The 16,682-nt window shown below is 64.9% G+C and carries 15 protein-coding genes; 4 read left to right on the top strand and 11 right to left on the bottom strand.

Annotated features, from left to right (window positions below):
• The first annotated feature begins 39 nt into the window (after positions 1 to 39).
• Positions 40 to 1,560: a sugar ABC transporter ATP-binding protein gene (locus tag AOP74_RS08155; RefSeq protein ID WP_236683763.1), complete on the top strand. Its 1,521-nt coding sequence runs from the start codon at positions 40 to 42 to the stop codon at positions 1,558 to 1,560.
• Positions 1,557 to 2,606, top strand: a complete 1,050-nt coding sequence (locus AOP74_RS08150; protein ID WP_061961773.1) for an ABC transporter permease — start codon at positions 1,557 to 1,559, stop codon at positions 2,604 to 2,606. The genes AOP74_RS08155 and AOP74_RS08150 overlap by 4 nt, the downstream gene beginning before the upstream one ends.
• Before the next feature lie 185 nt (positions 2,607 to 2,791).
• Here AOP74_RS08150 and AOP74_RS08145 read toward each other — a convergent pair whose 3' ends face one another.
• The 7 genes from AOP74_RS08145 to AOP74_RS08115 form a co-directional block, all read right to left on the bottom strand.
• Positions 2,792 to 4,792, bottom strand: coding sequence for an ABC transporter ATP-binding protein (locus AOP74_RS08145; protein ID WP_082096135.1), 2,001 nt, complete (start codon positions 4,790 to 4,792; stop codon positions 2,792 to 2,794).
• Entirely contained in the window at positions 4,792 to 6,576 is a 1,785-nt protein-coding gene (locus tag AOP74_RS08140; protein WP_082096134.1) for an ABC transporter ATP-binding protein, read from the bottom strand. The genes AOP74_RS08145 and AOP74_RS08140 overlap by 1 nt, the downstream gene beginning before the upstream one ends.
• A gap of 122 nt (positions 6,577 to 6,698) precedes the next feature.
• Positions 6,699 to 7,292: a GNAT family N-acetyltransferase gene (locus AOP74_RS08135; RefSeq protein ID WP_061961772.1), complete on the bottom strand. Its 594-nt coding sequence runs from the start codon at positions 7,290 to 7,292 to the stop codon at positions 6,699 to 6,701.
• The gene (locus AOP74_RS08130) at positions 7,289 to 7,978 is read right to left on the bottom strand and encodes a ThuA domain-containing protein (RefSeq protein WP_061961771.1); all 690 of its coding nucleotides are present in this window, start codon (positions 7,976 to 7,978) and stop codon (positions 7,289 to 7,291) included. The genes AOP74_RS08135 and AOP74_RS08130 overlap by 4 nt, the downstream gene beginning before the upstream one ends.
• A 92-nt stretch (positions 7,979 to 8,070) precedes the next feature.
• On the bottom strand, positions 8,071 to 8,973 hold the full coding sequence (gene thrB / locus AOP74_RS08125) for a homoserine kinase (protein ID WP_369345497.1): 903 nt from the start codon (positions 8,971 to 8,973) through the stop codon (positions 8,071 to 8,073).
• A gap of 26 nt (positions 8,974 to 8,999) precedes the next feature.
• Positions 9,000 to 10,058, bottom strand: a complete 1,059-nt coding sequence (gene thrC / locus AOP74_RS08120) for a threonine synthase (RefSeq protein ID WP_061961769.1) — start codon at positions 10,056 to 10,058, stop codon at positions 9,000 to 9,002.
• Positions 10,058 to 11,344: a homoserine dehydrogenase gene (locus AOP74_RS08115; RefSeq protein ID WP_061961768.1), complete on the bottom strand. Its 1,287-nt coding sequence runs from the start codon at positions 11,342 to 11,344 to the stop codon at positions 10,058 to 10,060. Before AOP74_RS08115 ends, thrC begins: the two co-directional genes overlap by 1 nt.
• Positions 11,345 to 11,410: 66 nt before the next feature.
• Between AOP74_RS08115 and AOP74_RS08110 the strand changes: the two genes are divergently transcribed.
• Both AOP74_RS08110 and AOP74_RS08105 read left to right on the top strand, forming a co-directional pair.
• Positions 11,411 to 12,262, top strand: coding sequence for a DUF817 domain-containing protein (locus AOP74_RS08110; RefSeq protein WP_236683762.1), 852 nt, complete (start codon positions 11,411 to 11,413; stop codon positions 12,260 to 12,262).
• A 47-nt stretch (positions 12,263 to 12,309) separates the two neighbouring features.
• Positions 12,310 to 12,864 (top strand): arsenate reductase/protein-tyrosine-phosphatase family protein, encoded by a 555-nt coding sequence (locus AOP74_RS08105; protein WP_082096130.1) that lies wholly within the window; start codon positions 12,310 to 12,312, stop codon positions 12,862 to 12,864.
• A gap of 93 nt (positions 12,865 to 12,957) precedes the next feature.
• On the opposite strand, the gene AOP74_RS08100 is transcribed toward AOP74_RS08105, so the two are convergent.
• From AOP74_RS08100 to argS, 4 genes are all read right to left on the bottom strand, one after another.
• Positions 12,958 to 13,191, bottom strand: a complete 234-nt coding sequence (locus AOP74_RS08100; protein ID WP_061961766.1) for a hypothetical protein — start codon at positions 13,189 to 13,191, stop codon at positions 12,958 to 12,960.
• Between the two features lie 88 nt (positions 13,192 to 13,279).
• Entirely contained in the window at positions 13,280 to 13,495 is a 216-nt protein-coding gene (locus tag AOP74_RS08095; RefSeq protein WP_061961765.1) for a hypothetical protein, read from the bottom strand.
• Between the two features lie 108 nt (positions 13,496 to 13,603).
• Positions 13,604 to 14,944 carry a diaminopimelate decarboxylase gene (gene lysA, locus AOP74_RS08090; RefSeq protein ID WP_061961764.1) on the bottom strand — a complete coding sequence of 447 codons (1,341 nt, stop codon included), beginning with the start codon at positions 14,942 to 14,944 and terminating at the stop codon, positions 13,604 to 13,606.
• A gap of 6 nt (positions 14,945 to 14,950) precedes the next feature.
• On the bottom strand, positions 14,951 to 16,627 hold the full coding sequence (argS, locus tag AOP74_RS08085) for an arginine--tRNA ligase (protein WP_174435644.1): 1,677 nt from the start codon (positions 16,625 to 16,627) through the stop codon (positions 14,951 to 14,953).
• Positions 16,628 to 16,682: the final 55 nt, after the last annotated feature.

Raw genomic sequence — 16,682 nt, 5'->3', positions numbered from 1 at the left:
CCTTGCGGCGACATATGGGGGACGTGTTATGTTCGCTACGTGATCAAAGACGACCACCCCGAGTCACTTCTAGAGGTCCGGGGCCTCATCAAGACATTTGGAAGCACCCGTGCGCTGCAGGGTGTCACTCTCGACGTACGCCCGGGGGAGGTGCACTGCGTTCTAGGGCAGAACGGTGCTGGCAAGTCCACTCTTATTAAGACCCTCTCAGGGGCACATCAGCCCGACGAAGGCGATATTCGTTGGAATGGCAAGAAGGTCACTATTGACAATCCCGTTGCAGCGCTCGAGTTGGGCATCGCCACGATGTATCAGGAGCTCGACGTTGTCGACGGCCTGTCGATCGCGGAGAACATCTTCCTCGGCCACGAGAAGGCGACGGGCGGCATCCTCAACCGACGCGAGGCGAACAAGACCACGCGCGCGTTGATGGAGAGGCTGGGTCACCCCCAGCTGTCACCCACCCGCGAGGTGGGAACCCTCTCCCCCGCCAATCAGCAGATTGTGTCGATGGCCCGCGCGCTGTCGCACGACATTCAGCTGATGATTATGGATGAGCCGTCAGCCGTGCTGGATACCGAAGAGGTCGACAACCTCTTCCGCGTGGTTGAGGAACTCACTCGGCAGGGCATCGCAGTCATCTACATCTCGCACCGCCTCGAGGAGATCGAACGCATCGGCGACCGCATCACCGTGCTCAAGGACGGCAAGTCGGTCGCATCGAACCTCGCAGTGTCCGAGACGCCCACGCGCGAACTCATCTCCCTGATGACCGGCCGTGACGTAGAGAACGTGTTCCCCGAGCGTCCGGGCATCGCAGCCGACGCTCCCGTGGTGCTCGAGGTCGAAGACCTCGCGCTGGCGGGCAAGTTTTCAGACGTCTCGCTCAACATCCGTGCAGGCGAGGTGGTCGGCATCGCCGGCCTCGTCGGCTCCGGACGCTCCGAGATCATGGAAACGATCGCGGGTCACCGCAAGTCAACGCATGGCAAGGTGCGCGTTAACGGTGCCGTCTTGCGCCCCGGCTCCGTGAAGCAAGCCGTCAACGCAGACATGGGTCTGGCGCCTGAAGAGCGCAAGAGCCAAGGGCTGCTCCTCGAAGAGCCGATCTATCGCAACGCCACCCTGTCGACGTTCGCGCGTTTCGCCAAGGGCCCCCTCCTCGATGAAGCCGCCGAGCGTGAGGCCACTGCGCAGCAGATGATCGACCTGGAACTGCGTCCCGCAGAGCCCAACCGCATCACCCGCACGCTGTCAGGCGGTAATCAGCAGAAGATCATGCTGGCGCGCTGGCTCATCCACGGCACCAACGTATTGCTGCTCGACGAGCCCACCCGCGGTGTGGACGTGGGCGCCCGCGTCGAGATTTACGCACTCATTCGCAAGTTGGCTGAAGCCGGCACCGCAATTCTTGTCGTCTCCTCGGAGATCGACGAGGTGCTCGGCCTTGCTGACCGCGTTCTTGTTTTGGCCGATGGCCGTGTCCTTGATGAAAGACCCACCTCCGAGATCGACGAGCACGGTGTGCTCGACCTCGTCATGAAGGGAAGTGCCGCGTGAGCGAGCAGACCACCACCCCAGCGTCCCCGGTGACCGCTGAGCAACCCACGGGCGATGGAGCCCAGCAGAGCACAATGAAGCGGATGCTGCACTCTTCAGCCGGCCGCAACATCGGCCTGATCATCGCCCTTGCGGTTCTTATCGTCATCGGTGCCGCCACTGCGGGCGAGAACTTCATGAACTACGACAACTTCCTGGTGATCGCGCGCCTCGCGTCGATCATCGGCGTGCTGTCGATTGGTGTCACCTTCGTCATCACGGCCGGCGGCATCGACCTGTCCGTCGGTTCGGTTCTGGGCCTGTCCTCGGTTGTTGCCTCGGTCGGTGCTATCCAAACCGCAGCAGAGGGATTCTGGCCGTTGATGGTGTTTGTGGCCATCGCCGTCGGTGTCCTGGCGGGGCTGACCAACGGCTTCATCATCGCGTACGGCAAGGTGGTGGCCTTCATGGCCACCCTGGCGATGCTGGTGGCAGCCCGCGGACTCGCAGAGCTCATCTCCCAGCGCCAGACGCAGATCGTCACCAACGACGGCTTCTTGGACTTCTTCCGCAGCGACTTCCTCGGGGTTTCGTGGGTCGTGTGGATCTTTGTCCTCGTAGCGCTGGCCGGCTGGTTCCTGCTGAACCGCACCACCTTCGGTCGCCGCACGGTTGCCATCGGTGGAAACGCCACGGCTGCTCGTCTCGCCGGTGTGAACGTCCGTCGCCACACCGTGTACCTGTACATGATCGCGGGTGCGTGTGCCGGAATCGCCGCCACGATGATGCTGTCGCGCACCACTGCCGGAACGTCGACGCACGGCCTGCTCTACGAGCTGGATGCGATCGCCGCGGTCGTGGTCGGTGGAACCCTGCTGATCGGTGGACGCGGAACGATCGGCGGCACCGTGCTCGGTGTGCTGCTGTTCGCTACCCTCACCAACGTCTTCACGCAGAACAACCTGTCGACGTCGGTCCAGCTCGTGGCCAAGGGCGTCATCATCGTGGTCGCCGTGATGCTCCAGCAGCGCTTCGCGAACCGCGAGGGCTCATCTAGTTCGCCGTAGCCCGGCAACCAGCGTACGAAGGCCCCCGCTCTCTTGTCCTTGGATCGGGGGCCTTCGTCGCGTCTACGACGGGCTACGAGTCGGAAGCTTCCCAAGCTTCGCAAGAGGATCCATTGAAGCGTCCTTGAGCCCCGGGTCGAGCAAGAAGGCGCAATCCACGCCCGACCCCGTTGTCTACGGACTCGTCAGCTGCGCGGCTCCCCTTCGAACGGTGGCTCGTCTTCGCTCTCGGTAGTGCCCTCCATCGGCATTGCGCCCACACCGCCCATTGCGGCATCGGCCGTCATTGCGGGCACGGCACCCGTTGAAGCTGGCGGTTCCTCGACCTCGTCGATCGGGGCCGCGAACTGCGCCTCGTACAGGTGCGCGTACGCACCCTTGGCGGCGACCAGTTGTTCGTGAGTGCCCTGCTCGACGATGTCTCCGTGTTCCATCACCAGGATCAGGTCGGCGTCACGAATCGTGGACAGTCGGTGCGCAATCACAAAGCTGGTGCGGTCCTTGCGAAGGTCCTCCATCGCGTGCTGGACAAGCAGCTCTGTACGGGTGTCGACAGAACTCGTAGCCTCGTCGAGGATGAGGACACTGGGACGGGCGACGAAGGCGCGCGCAATGGTGATCAGCTGTCGCTCACCTACCGAGACGTTCGTGGCGTCGTCATCAATGACCGTGTCGTAGCCGTCTGGCAGCGAGTGCACAAAGCGGTCAACGTAGGCGGCCCGCGCTGCGTCGAGGATCTCCTCTTCGGTCGCGTCGGGACGGCCGTAGGCGATGTTGTCGCGGATGGTCCCGCCGAACAGCCACGCGTCCTGGAGCACCATGCCGGTGCGCGAGCGCAGATCGTCACGCGTCATGTGCGCAATGTTGGTTCCGTCGAGGGTGATGCGACCGCCATCGAGTTCATAGAAGCGCATGATGAGGTTGACCAACGTGGTCTTGCCCGCACCGGTAGGGCCAACGATCGCGACAGTCTTGCCGGGCTCCGCCGTGAGCGACAACCCCGTGATGAGCGGCTTGTCTTCCTCATAGGAGAAGCGCACGTCCTCAAACTGAAGCCGGCCCTGGAAGTGCTCGGGAGTCTCCGCTGGCTCGTGGTCCTCGCTCTGGTCGTCCGCGTCGACGAACTCGAAGACGCGTTCCGCGCTTGCGACTCCCGACTGCAGCAGGTTGAACATTGAGCCCAACTGGCTCAGCGGCTGCTGGAACTGACGCGAGTACTGGATGAAGGCCTGCACATCTCCGATGGGGAGCGACCCCCCGGCGACCATGACCCCACCGACGACCGCGACCGCGACGTAGACCAGGTTTCCCACGAACATCGCCGCGGGCATGATGATGCCGGAGATGAATTGTGCGCCAAAGCTCGCTTGGTAGAGCTCCTCGTTCTTGGCGTCGAACTCGCTTTGAGTCTTGGCCTGACGACCAAACACCTTGACCAGTGAGTGGCCGGTGTAGGTCTCTTCGATCTGGCCGTTGAGTTCGCCCGTGTGCTTCCACTGCGCCACGAACTTCACCTGGGACCGCTTGGCGACCTGCGCGACGATCAGGAGCGTGAGCGGAATCGACACCACCGCGATCAACGCGAGCAGCGGCGAGATCCACACCATCATCACCAGCACACCGATCACCGTGAGCACGGAGGTGAAGAGCTGGCTCAGCGTCTGCTGAAGGGTCTGCGAGACGTTATCGATGTCGTTGGTGACGCGGCTGAGCAGTTCGCCGCGTGTGTGCCGGTCGAAGTAGCTGAGCGGCAAGCGGTGCACCTTCTCTTCCACTCGCTGGCGGAGACGGTAGACCGTGCGCTGCGTCACAGCGTTGAGGATCCAGCCTTGCGCGAGCGCAAGGATGCCTGAGAAGACGTAGATGACGACGACCATCCACAAGGTGCGGTGGAGCTCCCCGAAGTCGATTCCTGTTCCGGTCACGAACCCTTCGAAGATGACGGTCGTGGCGTTTCCGAGAATCTTGGGGCCGATGACCGACAGCGCGACCGACGCGGCTCCTAGCGCGATGACGAGGTAGACCCACCACCGGTCCGGGGCAAGCTGGCCGAAGAGCCGCTTGAGCGATGGCCCAAAGTTCATCGCCTTCTCTGCAGGCATGGCAGCCGCGGGGCCGTGGCCCGGACCGCCGCCGGGGCGAGGCCGTGGCGCGGTGGCGGTCGAGGACGTCTTCTGCTCGCTCATCACGCCTCCTCCACCCGTAGCTGGGTACTGACAATCTCTTGGTACGTCTCCGACGTCTTCAGGAGCTCGTCGTGCGTTCCGCGAGCGATGATCTCGCCGTCCTCGAGCACGAGGATTTGGTCTGCCTCCACAATGCTTGAGACACGTTGGGCGACCACGATCACCGTCGCATCAGTTGCAGCCTCGCCGAGCGCCGCGCGCAGACGCGCATCGGTAGCCGTGTCGAGCGCGCTGAAGGAGTCGTCGAACAGGAGCACCTGCGGCTTGCGCACCAGCGCGCGAGCGATCGACAGGCGTTGGCGCTGACCACCAGAGACGGTGGTTCCGCCTTGTGCGATAGGGCTGTCGAGGCCGTCCGGCATAGCCGCGACGAAGTCGTCACCTTGTGCCACGCGAAGCGCTTCCCACAGCTCTTCCTCGGTCGCGTCCTCGGCGCCGTAGCGCAGGTTCGAGGCCACGGTCCCTGAGAACAGATAGGGACGCTGCGGCACCAAGCCCATGCGCGCCCACAGCGGCTCCATTGCGGTCTCACGCACATCGACGCCATCGACCTTTACGGCGCCGCTCGTCGCGTCATACAACCGCGGTACCAGCCCCACCAGCGTGGACTTGCCCGCGCCTGTCGAGCCAATGATCGCGGTCGTGGTGCCTGGCGTGGCAGTGAAGGAAATGTGCTTGAGCACGGGCTCCTCGGCGCCCGGATAAGCGAAGCTCACATCGTCGAACTCGACCGTGCCTGCAGTGACGCGCGTGCTCGCTGGCTCCTCCGACTCGTGCACGGACGTCTCCGTATCGAGCACCTCGCTGATGCGGTCTGCGGACACCGCCGCGCGCGGTACCAGGACGAACAGGAACGTCGCCATCATCACGGCCATGAGAATCTGAATGATGTAGGTCAGGAATGCGGTCAGCGCACCAACCTCCATCTGACCGTTCTCCACGCGCTCGGCGCCAAACCACAGCACGGCTACCGACGAGATGTTCATCACGAGCATGACGATCGGGAACATGGCGGCCATCAGGCGCCCGGCCTTGTAGGCGGACTCGGTTACCGCGGCGTTGGCATCGGCAAAGCGGTCGCGCTCCTGCGGCTCGCGCACAAAGGCACGCACCACCCGAATACCCGTGAGCTGTTCGCGCATGACCCGGTTGATGACGTCGATGCGCTTCTGCATGCGCTGGAAGTGCGGCACCATGCGCCAAATGATGAGGATCACCGCGATGAGCAGGACGGGGATTGCGATCGCGAGAATTCCCGCGAGCGCCACGTCTTGGTGCAGCGCCATGAAGACGCCACCAATGGCCATGAATGGTGCTGTCACGAGCAGCGTGCAACTCATCAGCACGAGCATTTGCACCTGCTGCACGTCGTTCGTGGAGCGGGTGATCAGGCTGGGGGCACCAAAGCGCTGCACCTCGGCCTCGGAGTACGTTCCTACTCGCGCGAAGATCTGCCCACGCAGGTCACGGCCCACGGCCATGGCAACCTTCGCACCGAAGTACACGGCAGCGATGGCGCAAGCGATCTGTACAAAGGACAGCAGCAGCATGATGCCGCCCACACTCCAGATGTGATCGATGTCCCCCGTGGCGACGCCGTTATCGATGATGTCGGCGTTCAGGCTCGGCAGGTAGAGGTTCGCTATGGACGAGCCCAGCTGAAACAACACGACGCCGAGCAGCGGCTGCCAGTACGGCTTCATCGATGCGACGAGAAGCCCCCACAGCGTTCCTTCGCGGGGCTCGCGGGCCGTGCTTTGCTCGTGATCCGCCAACGCGGTCATGGGTCTCCTCACACCTCTGGGGCGCCTCACGGCGCACGCGGGCCGCTTTGGCCGCCCGACCGTTTCACACTAATACCCAGGGCTGACATTGGCGGACGTATCCGCTGACAGTGAAGACCTCTTTAGCCGGCCGATGCTGGGATGGCCCGTGCGAACATCACACCCGGGGCATCGGGAACCGCGGAGAAGCCCACACGCGGATAGAACGCCAGCGCGCCTTCGTTCGCGGGGTCGACCCCCAGGTGCACGCCCGCGCTGCCGCGGTCACGCAGGAGCTCTACCGCGGCCTCGATCAGTTGGCGACCGGCCCCGCGGCCTTGCGCCTGGGGCAGCAGGTCAATGTGAAGGTGAGCGGGATAGTCCTCCGTCAGCGGCGTCGTCATGCGCTCGGCATCAGTCGCTGCGCGCAGCAACGTCTCGTCGGCTTCGGTGCGCAGCGGGTGGGAGTCGGCGACGCTGGGCCACCAGGTCGCACTAAACCATTCCTGGAACGCGTCCGTATCCGACGTCCCCAGGCAGTAACCCACCGCTCCGGCGCCCTCGTCCCACACCAAGGCGAAGCCGCCCGGACCATCGAGATACGGGAGCGCATAGACATCGGCAAGTGCGGCATCGTCCCCATAGACGCCAGTGGCGTCGGAACCTGCGGCGCCTGTCAGCAGGCAGATCCGCGCAATTGCGTCACGGTCATCTGCAGTCGCGTGACGAATCGTCACCGAGCAGCCCAGTCCAATCCACGCTCGATGAGACCGTGAACGTCCGGCCGGTCGAGCACGTCAAGCGTGTGCCCCAAGGTCGTGGCGAAGATGCGGCCCTTGCCCCACTGGCGCGTCCATGCCACGGGCATGGTGACGGGCTCGTCCCACTCATCCTCGGCATCGGGGCTGAGCACCGAGGTCAGGAGGACGCGGTTGTGGGGGTCGGTCAGGACCCAGTAGTGCTCCGTCGTGATGTCAAAGGCTTCCATCCCGGACGTGATGGGGTGCTGAGCACCCTCCGCCGTGGGGGTGACGGTGTAGCTCCGGTACGGCTCAACGTCGGTACGCCCACGGTCCACGCCTGCGGGCGGGTGTGCGGCGAACTGGGCGCCGGTGAGGTGCAAGTACTCGGCAGAGTTGCGATACGAGTCAATGAGGCCGCCGTGCCATCCGGTCAAACCTGCTCCGGCAGCAACGGCTGCGCGCAGGCCGGCAACTTCATCGACGGTCGCGGATCCCATGGTGACGGACTGCACGATGAGGTCGTAGCGCGCCATCGCGGAGGCGTCGGCATACACCTCAGGGGTGTCCTCAATGTCAAGACTGAATCCCAAGTTTTCCAGCACGGGTATGAACTTCTCGGTGGAAGCCACCGGATCATGTCCTGGCCAACCGCCACGGACAATCAAGCAAAGCCTGCTCATGCGCGTCCCTTCGCCTCGATGCGAGCTTGGGCCCAATGATAGCCGCGTTCTAGGGCCGCACCAGGGCTGTTTGCTGGAATGTGATGGAGTCGTCACACACGACGTGTCGTCGCACCGGGAACCGGCTTGACTGAGTGCACGATGCGCCAGTTTTCGCCGCCGATTCCGCGTGCCCACTGGGGCATTCCGTCACCGAGTCCGGCCGCTGCGAGATCGCGCCCCAGCACCAAGACAGAGGGCCCGGCTCCCGAGACAACGGTAGCCAGGCCCTGTTCGCGAAGATGCGACAGCATCTCCATAGCGGCGGGCATGACGTCGGCTCGGTAGTTCTGGTGCAGGCGGTCCTCGGTGGCAGCAAAGAGCTGGTCGTTGTGACCGGCAAGAGCACTCACCAGGAGCGCTGCCCGGCCCACGTTGAATGCCGCGTCCTTGTGCGGAACCTGAGCGGGCAGCACCGACCGCGCCTGCTTGGTGGGCAAGACGGATCCAGGCACCAGCACCGCGGTTTCGAGGTCTGCTGCCGTCTGCAGGGTGACGGCGTGAGGCAACGCGCCGTCCATCCACGCGACCGTCGTCCCACCCCAGATGGCGGGGGCGGCGTTGTCGGGGTGGCCTTCAAAGCCGGTGGCGATCTCGAGAGCGACCTCTGGCGACAGCGCCTCGGGTTCAGCGATCAGGCCACGGGCTGCGGAGATTCCTGCCACGACCGCGGCTGCCGAGGAACCGAGACCGCGGCCGTGGGGGATCCGGTTGTTCGCACGAATTTCTAGGCCGGTCTGCGAGGCGCCGACGTGGTCGAGCGCGGCACGTAGCGCGCGCACCACCAGGTGCGACTCATCGCGGGGAAGCGTCTCCGCACCCTCGCCCTCGATCGACAACGTGACGTCGGCTGACGCGACGGCTCGCACCTCGATCTCGTCGACCAGCCCCAGGGCCAGACCCAACGAATCGAAACCCGGACCGATGTTTCCCGCAGTCGCGGGAACGGTCACCATCACATGGTCAGCGCCTAGACGCATGGTTACAGACCCAATGCCTTCGCTGCCGCTGCGACGTCCACGGGGATGACCTCAGGGTTGACATCGCGACCCGCGAGGGCCGTGGCGGTGTCCTTCAGCCCGTTACCGGTGACGGTGCAGGTAATCGTGGCGCCTTGGGGTACTTCTCCGAGGGCCGATGCTGCGAGCAGTCCCGCAATGGGCGCGGCTGAGGCCGGCTCAACAAAGACGCCGACGTCGGCGGCCAAACGCGCCTGGGCATTGAGGATCTGCGCGTCGGAGACGGCGCGGATCCAGCCGCCGGACTCATCGCGAGCGGCGATGGCCTTGTCCCACGAGGCTGGCTTGCCGATGCGGATCGCGGTTGCGACGGTCTCGGGGTCCTTGATGGGGCCGCCGTGCACGAACGGCGCGGCGCCCTCGGCCTGCACACCCCAAATGCGCGGAGTGCGCGTGGCGATGCCCGCCTCCGCGTACTCCTGGAAGCCCATCCAGTACGCGGAGATGTTGCCGGCGTTGCCGACGGGAAGCATGTGAATGTCGGGAGCGTCGCCAAGCTGGTCGACGATCTCGAACGCCGCAGTCTTTTGTCCCTGGAGGCGGTACGGGTTCACCGAGTTCACGAGCGCGACCGGGTAGTCCTCCGACAGCGTGCGCACAATGTCGAGGCACTCGTCGAAGTTGCCGTCGACCTGGACCAGCTTGGCGCCGTGCACGATTGCCTGCGCCATCTTGCCGGCCGCGATCTTGCCCTCGGGAATCATGACGACGCAGTTGAGGCCCGCGTGGGCGGCATAGGCGGCCGCGGAGGCCGACGTATTGCCGGTCGAGGCGCATACGACCGTGTGGTCGCCGTCCTTGACGACCTGCGTGATGGCCGAGGTCATGCCGCGGTCCTTGAAGGAACCCGTGGGGTTCATGCCCTCGTACTTGACGTAGACGTTCGCGCCCACCTCCTCGGAGATCGAGGCGGCGTGGACGAGCGGAGTGCCGCCCTCTCCCAGCGAGACGATGCGGTCGCCCTCATCGAACGGCAAGCGGTCCAGGTATTCGCGAACAATGCCGCGCCACACGTGAGCCATTACTCTCCCTCAATCCTCAGGACAGACAGCACTTCTCCGACAGCGTCCATGTCGCGGACCTCGTCAACCGTGGCACGCAGCGCAGACTCCTGAGCGCGGTGCGTCGAGATGATGAGTGAGGCGCGCTCGGCGTCCGGGACCTGCAGGACAGAGCCGATGCCCACGCCGTGGCTAGCGAAAACCTCTGCCACCCGGGACAGTACGCCAGGCTGGTCAAAGACGCTCATGCGCACCGCGTAGCGCGTGTGCGCACCGTCGATAGGCAGCAGGTCGCGGCTCGCGTAATTCGACTCGCGGGGGCCGCGGCCTCCGCCGGCGACGTGACGGGCGACAGAGACGATGTCTCCCAAGACGGCCGATGCTGTGGGAGCCCCACCGGCACCCTGGCCGTAGAACATGAGTTCACCGGCGGCCTCGGCCTCGACGAACACGGCATTGAACGCACCGCGCACGGAGGCAAGGGGGTGGGTGTTGGGAAGCAGCGCCGGGTAAACACGGACAGACACACCGGACTCGGTCTGCTCCGCGATCGCCAGCAGCTTGATGACGTGGTTCGTCTCCGCTGCTGCCGCGATGTCGTCCGCGGTGATCTCGGTGATGCCCTCGCAGTAGACATCGTCCATCGCCACGCGCTGGTGGAACGCGAGAGAAGCCAGGATGGCTGCCTTTGCTGCGGCGTCGTGGCCGCCCACGTCTGCGGTGGGGTCCGCCTCGGCGTAACCCAGACGCTGCGCCTCGGCGACAACCTCGCTGTAGTCGAGGCCCTTGGTCGTCATCTCGTCGAGCACATAGTTGGTGGTGCCGTTCACGATGCCCAGAATGCGCGTGACAGTGTCGCCGGCGAGCGACTCACGCACGGGGCGCACCAGTGGGATCGCTCCCGCGACGGCGGCCTCGAAGTAGAGGTCGGTGCCCGCGGCATCGGCGGCTTCGTACAGTTCAGCGCCGTGCGTCGCGAGCAGCGCCTTGTTCGCCGTCACCACGGCCTTGCCCGCGGTGAGGGCGCGCAGAATCATGCTGCGCGCGGGCTCCAGCCCACCCATGAGTTCGACCACGACATCGGCGGAGTCGATGAGCGCCTCAGAGTCACTCGTGAGCGCATCCGTGGGGACCACGGCGTCTCGAGTGACAGAGGTGTCGCGGACATACACGCCAGCGATCTCGACATCGGCGCCTACGCGGGCGCTGAGGTCGGTCTGCTGCTCGGTGAGGAGCCGGACCACTTGGGTGCCGACGGTCCCACATCCGAGGATGGCGATTTTCACGGGGCTGTTGGGGCTGGACACGGCGCTTACTCTATCGGAGCCCTAGCCTTCACAGCATCGGCCCTCCTTCATGCGACAGTGACACCTGTGACGACCAACCCGACCACGGCATCGGCCCCCTCCACGCTGTGGGCTCGCTTTCGCAGGATCTGGTCGCTGCTGTGGGCCTTCGCGATCACCAATCTCATCTCGCTGACCTTCGCAATCGGACTGTTTATTGCCATGGCGGTCACGGACTATGTCGAGCTACCCATCCCGCGCTACGACGCCCTACTGATCGCCGGGATCGCCATCACCGTTGTCATGTGGGCGACCGGGATGGAGACGCTGCGCGAGGTCGGCGTGGTGCTGCTGTTCCACCTCCTCGGTTTGATCATGGAGATTTTCAAGGTTCAGGCAGGATCGTGGACATATCCGGACGAGGGCACACTGATGATCGCGGGCGTGCCCCTGTACTCGGGCTTCATGTATGCCGCGGTGGGCTCGTACATCTGCCAGGCGTGGCGGCGCTTTGACCTGCGCGTCACTGGTTACCGCGCGGTGCCGCTGACGATTCTGGCGGTTGCCGCCTACCTCAACTTCTTTATGCACCACTGGGTCTGGGACCTCCGGTGGATCATCGCCGCGCTCTTTGTCGCGGTCATGTGGCGCACCTGGGTCCACTACACGGTGAAAGATCTGCGACTGCGCATGCCGCTGGCGCTCGCGTTCGTGCTGATCGCGTTCTTCCTGTGGATCGCGGAAAACATGGGGACCTTCCTGGGCGCGTGGCAATACCCGGACCAAGAGTCCTTCTGGCAGGCAGTCCACATGGGCAAACTCGGCTCGTGGGCGCTGCTGGTGACGCTCAGCTTCGTCATCATCGCCACCCTCAAGCAATACGAGGGGCGCCTCTACGGCCACCCCGGCGACCACGCAAGCGTGACCCGGACACCCTGACCCGGCCCTGGCACGGGCCCGCCCCAATGTTCTAGGGTCGTGGGGATATGAGTTCTCAAGCGCGAGTCACAATGGTCTGCACCGGCAACATCTGCCGCTCCCCCGCGATGCACTACTACGCACGCGACCGGTGGGGCGTGGCTGCGGAGGTGAATAGCGCCGGCATCTACGCCGAGATCGGGCTTGACGCCCCTCAACCCATCCGCGCCGCAGCAGTACGCCACGGCCTCACCATCCCGCGGCACCGGCCCACGCAGTTGGACTACGGAATCCTGTCGCGTGCCGACCTCGTCCTCGTCGCGACGCAGCAACATGCGGGCTGGATCGAGCAAGAGTGGGGAGAGCGGGCGCCTCACGTATTTGGCCTCAAGGAAGCGGTGGAATTGGCGGGCCGGGCCGATGCTCCGGTTGGGGCCACGCCCGAGGCTCGGCTTGAGGCGATGGCAGCAACGCTCGATCACGCGCGGCTTGAGCAGCCTGCTCCCCTTCGCAGCCTCGATGACCCCTGGGGACACGATCAGGAGACGTTCGACCGCGTCATGGACGAGATCGTAGACGACATCGATGTCCTGACCGAGTGGGCTGGGCTCGCGGACCGTTAAGCACCCAGACATGGGAACGGCGCCCGGACTAGGTGCTGAGGGGTGTACCTAGTCCGGACGCCTTGGCCCGGTACAACTATGTGTGACGAGGGATCAGTGTCCTACCGCGAGCGGCGGGACCGAGCCAGAGTCGCCACCGTCGGGGCGGTGCGGATCATCTGAGTCGACCTCGTCCTGCTCGAGGACGTCCCGGTCCTCGTCGGTCTCGAGTTTGTCGCTTTCGTCCTGGGCATCGAACGGAGTGTGCTCGCCTGAACTGCGCTCGGCCTCGATCTCGTCCGCGAGATGCTTGAGGGCCTCGGTTCCTTCGTGGTGAGTCTCTGACATGGTGGTCTCCTTCCACTGGCGAGCGCCGGAAGCGCCCGTACTAGTGGAACGCGGGAGGCTCCCTCAGATAGTTCTCAGGAACTTGGGGTCAGTCGCGGCGGGAGTTGTCCGCTGGCGTGGTGAGCCCCACAAACCGGGGATCATCCTCAACGTGGTCCTCGCGCGTCTCAGCGTCGTCGGCTGGGGTGTCATCGTCTGGCACGGTTACCGTGCGGCCGCTCTCGCGTTCGGCCACGACCTCCTCGGCAATTTCCTTAAGCGCGTCGGTGCCTTCACGCGTTTGCTTGTCTTCGGTGTGTGACATGAGATGTCTCCTTCCCTCGACGGCGGTCAAACCGCCTGTGCGTGTCAGTCACGTCAACAGAGGGAAGGGTCACATTGTTCCGAGCCGCCGAGACGGCGACTCGCACCGCTAATGGGAGGCGACGTCCCAGTCGAGAAGGTCGGCGATGGTGTCGCGACGCACGAGGAGTCGCGACTGTCCGTCCTTGACCGCCACCACCGCGGGACGTAGGGCGTTGTTGTAGTTCGAGGCCATCGAGCGGCCGTACGCTCCGGTCGCGGGAACAGCCAGCAAGTCGCCGCGCGCGATGTCTCCCGGGAGCTCCACGTCGCGGACGATGATGTCGCCGGACTCGCAGTGCTTACCCACCACGCGCGACAGCGCGGCCGGCGCCGCCGACTCACGCGAAGCAATCGCTGCGGAGTACTCAGCGCCGTACATGATGGTGCGCGGGTTATCGCTCATGCCGCCGTCAACGGCGACGTACTGACGTGTGCCGCCGTCGTCGAGGGACACCTGCTTGACGACTCCGACGGAGTACAACGACATGCCAGCAGGGCCGGCAATCGCGCGACCGGGCTCGATCGAGAAGTGGGGCCAGTCGCCGTCGTGGTCCCCCATAACCGAGGCGACGGCGTCTGCAATGGCAACCGCAGCATCGGCTGGATCCAAGGCCTCTGCACCCGGCGTGTACGCAATCGCGTAGCCACCGCCCAGGTCAACCTCTGGCAGGTCCGCGCCGGTGGCCTCAGTGAACTGGGCGCGTAGCCTCAGCATGCGGTCTGCGGACTCGCGGAAGGCATCTATCGACAGGATCTGGCTGCCGATGTGGGTATGGATGCCGAGCAAGTTGAGGTGAGGCGCGTCGTGGCACGCGTGCAGGGCTTCGAGCGCGGCGCCGGTCGCCAGTGACAGCCCAAACTTCTGGTCCTCGTGGCTGGTCGCGATGTACTCGTGACCGCCCGCGTGCACACCTGTCGTGACGCGCACCAGGACCGGCGCCTGCACTCCAAGTGATTCCGCTAACTCATTGATGACGTCGATCTCAGTGAAGGAGTCGACGATGATGCGGCCCACACCCACCTCGAGCGCCCGGGTCAGCTCGTCGATCTGCTTGTTGTTGCCGTGCAGCCCGATGCGGTCCGCGGGCATGCCGCCACGCAGCGCGACCTCGAGCTCCCCGAGGCTCGCCACGTCGATGGACAGCCCGTCCTCATGCATCCAGCCGGCGACCTGCGACGACAGGAACGCCTTAGACGCGTAGAACACGTCCATCTGCGCGCCGTGGCGCTGGAAGGCTGCGCCGAAGTGGTCGCGGAAGGCCGATGCTCGGGCTCGGAAGTCGAGCTCGTCGACCACATAGAGCGGGGTTCCGTGTTCGGCGGCGAGGTCTCGCACATCGATACCTGCCACTGACAGGGCACCGTCGGAGCCACGCTCCACGGTCTGGGACCAGGGAGTCGTCGTCATGGGTTGTTACATCCTCTCGGGCGCGGAGACTCCGAGCAGGGCCAGTCCGTTCTGGAAGACCTGGCGCACGGCATCGTTGAGCCACAGGCGCGTGCGGTGAAGATCAGTGATCTCCTCGTCGCCCTGAGGCGTCACGCGCGTGCGGTCGTACCAGCCGTGATAGACGCCGGCCAGCTCTTCGAGGTAGCGGGCGATGCGGTGCTGCTCACGGAACTCGACTGCCTGGGTCACGGCACGTGGGAACTCGCCGAGCACGCCAAGAAGCTTCGCTTCCCACTCGTGCTCGAGCAGGCTGGCGTCGAAGCCGTCCTCGCGGTTGATGCCGTACTCGGCGGCGTTGCGCGCCACCGACGAGGCACGTGCGTGCGCGTACTGGACGTAGAACACGGGGTTCGCGTTGGTCGACGACGACAGCAGGTCGAGGTCGATGTCGATGGTGCTGTCTGCGCTGGAGCGGGTGAGTGAATAGCGGGCGGCGTCAACGCCGACGGCGTCCACCAGGTCCTCCATCGTCACGACGTTGCCGGCGCGCTTGGACATGCGCACTGGGGCGCCATCCTTCACGAGGTTCACCATCTGGCCGATGATGACCTCGACGATCTCGGGCGCATAGCCCAGCGCCGCTGCGGCAGCCTTGAGGCGAGCGATGTAGCCGTGGTGGTCGGCGCCCAGCAGGTAGATGCAGAGGTCAGCGCCACGCTCAGCCTTGTCGCGAATGTACGCGATGTCGCCAGCGATGTACGCGGCGTTTCCGTCCGACTTGATGACGACGCGGTCCTTGTCGTCGCCGTGCTCGGTGCTACGCAGCCACCAGGCTCCCTCGGACTCGTACAGCGCACCGGACTTCTTGAGTTCCTTGAGCGCGTGGTCGACCTTGCCGGTCTTGTGGAGCTCGTCCTCGTGGAAGAAGACATCGAACTCGACGCCGAAGTTGACGAGCGATTCCTTGATCTCGTTGAACATCAGGCGCACGCCACGCAGACGGAAGAATTCGATGGCCTCATCTCGCGGGAGCTCAAGCGGATCGGGGTCCGCGTTCTCCATCGCCTCGATCATGACCTCGTTCGCGATGTCCTGGATGTACTGGCCGCCGTAGCCGTTCTCGGGGGTGTCCTCCCCCGCCACGACTGCGTACAGCGAGGCGGCGAAGTTGTCGATCTGCGAGCCGTGGTCGTTGAAGTAGTACTCACGCACCACGTTGGCGCCATGGAACTCCATGAGGCGGGCCAGGGAGTCTCCGACCGCTGCCCAGCGGGTGCCGCCGAGGTGGATGGGGCCGGTGGGGTTGGCGGAGACAAACTCGATATTGACGGTCTTGCCCGTCAGCGACTCGCCGCGGCCGTAGTCCTCGCCGTAGTCGACGATGCCGCGGGCAAGCTCACCCGCAGCACCCTTGGCCAGGCGAATGTTAATGAAGCCAGGCCCGGCGACCTCAGCCGAGTCGATGCCGTCGATGTCGACAAGGCGCTCGACAAGGGTGTCGGCAAACTCACGCGGGTTGGTGCCGGCCTTCTTGGCGAGCTGCATCGCGATGTTGGTCGCCCAATCACCGTGCTCACGCTGGCGCGGACGCTCGACGCGCAGGTCCTCAGGCACGTCAAACGGGGACAGCTGGAAGTCGGAGTCGTCGATGCCCTCAAGCAGAGCGGCGCGGATCTGTGCGGCAAGTTCCTCAGGAGTCACCATGGCAGTCTATCGGCGTGTGAGGTGGGGCGTGCCGCATCGAGCCGATGCTGGG

Source organism: Demequina flava (assembly GCF_000975035.1).
Classification (GTDB): Bacteria; Actinomycetota; Actinomycetes; order Actinomycetales; family Demequinaceae; genus Demequina; species Demequina flava.
Note: the sequence above shows the minus strand (reverse complement) of the source record. Positions and strands in the feature narration are given on the sequence as shown.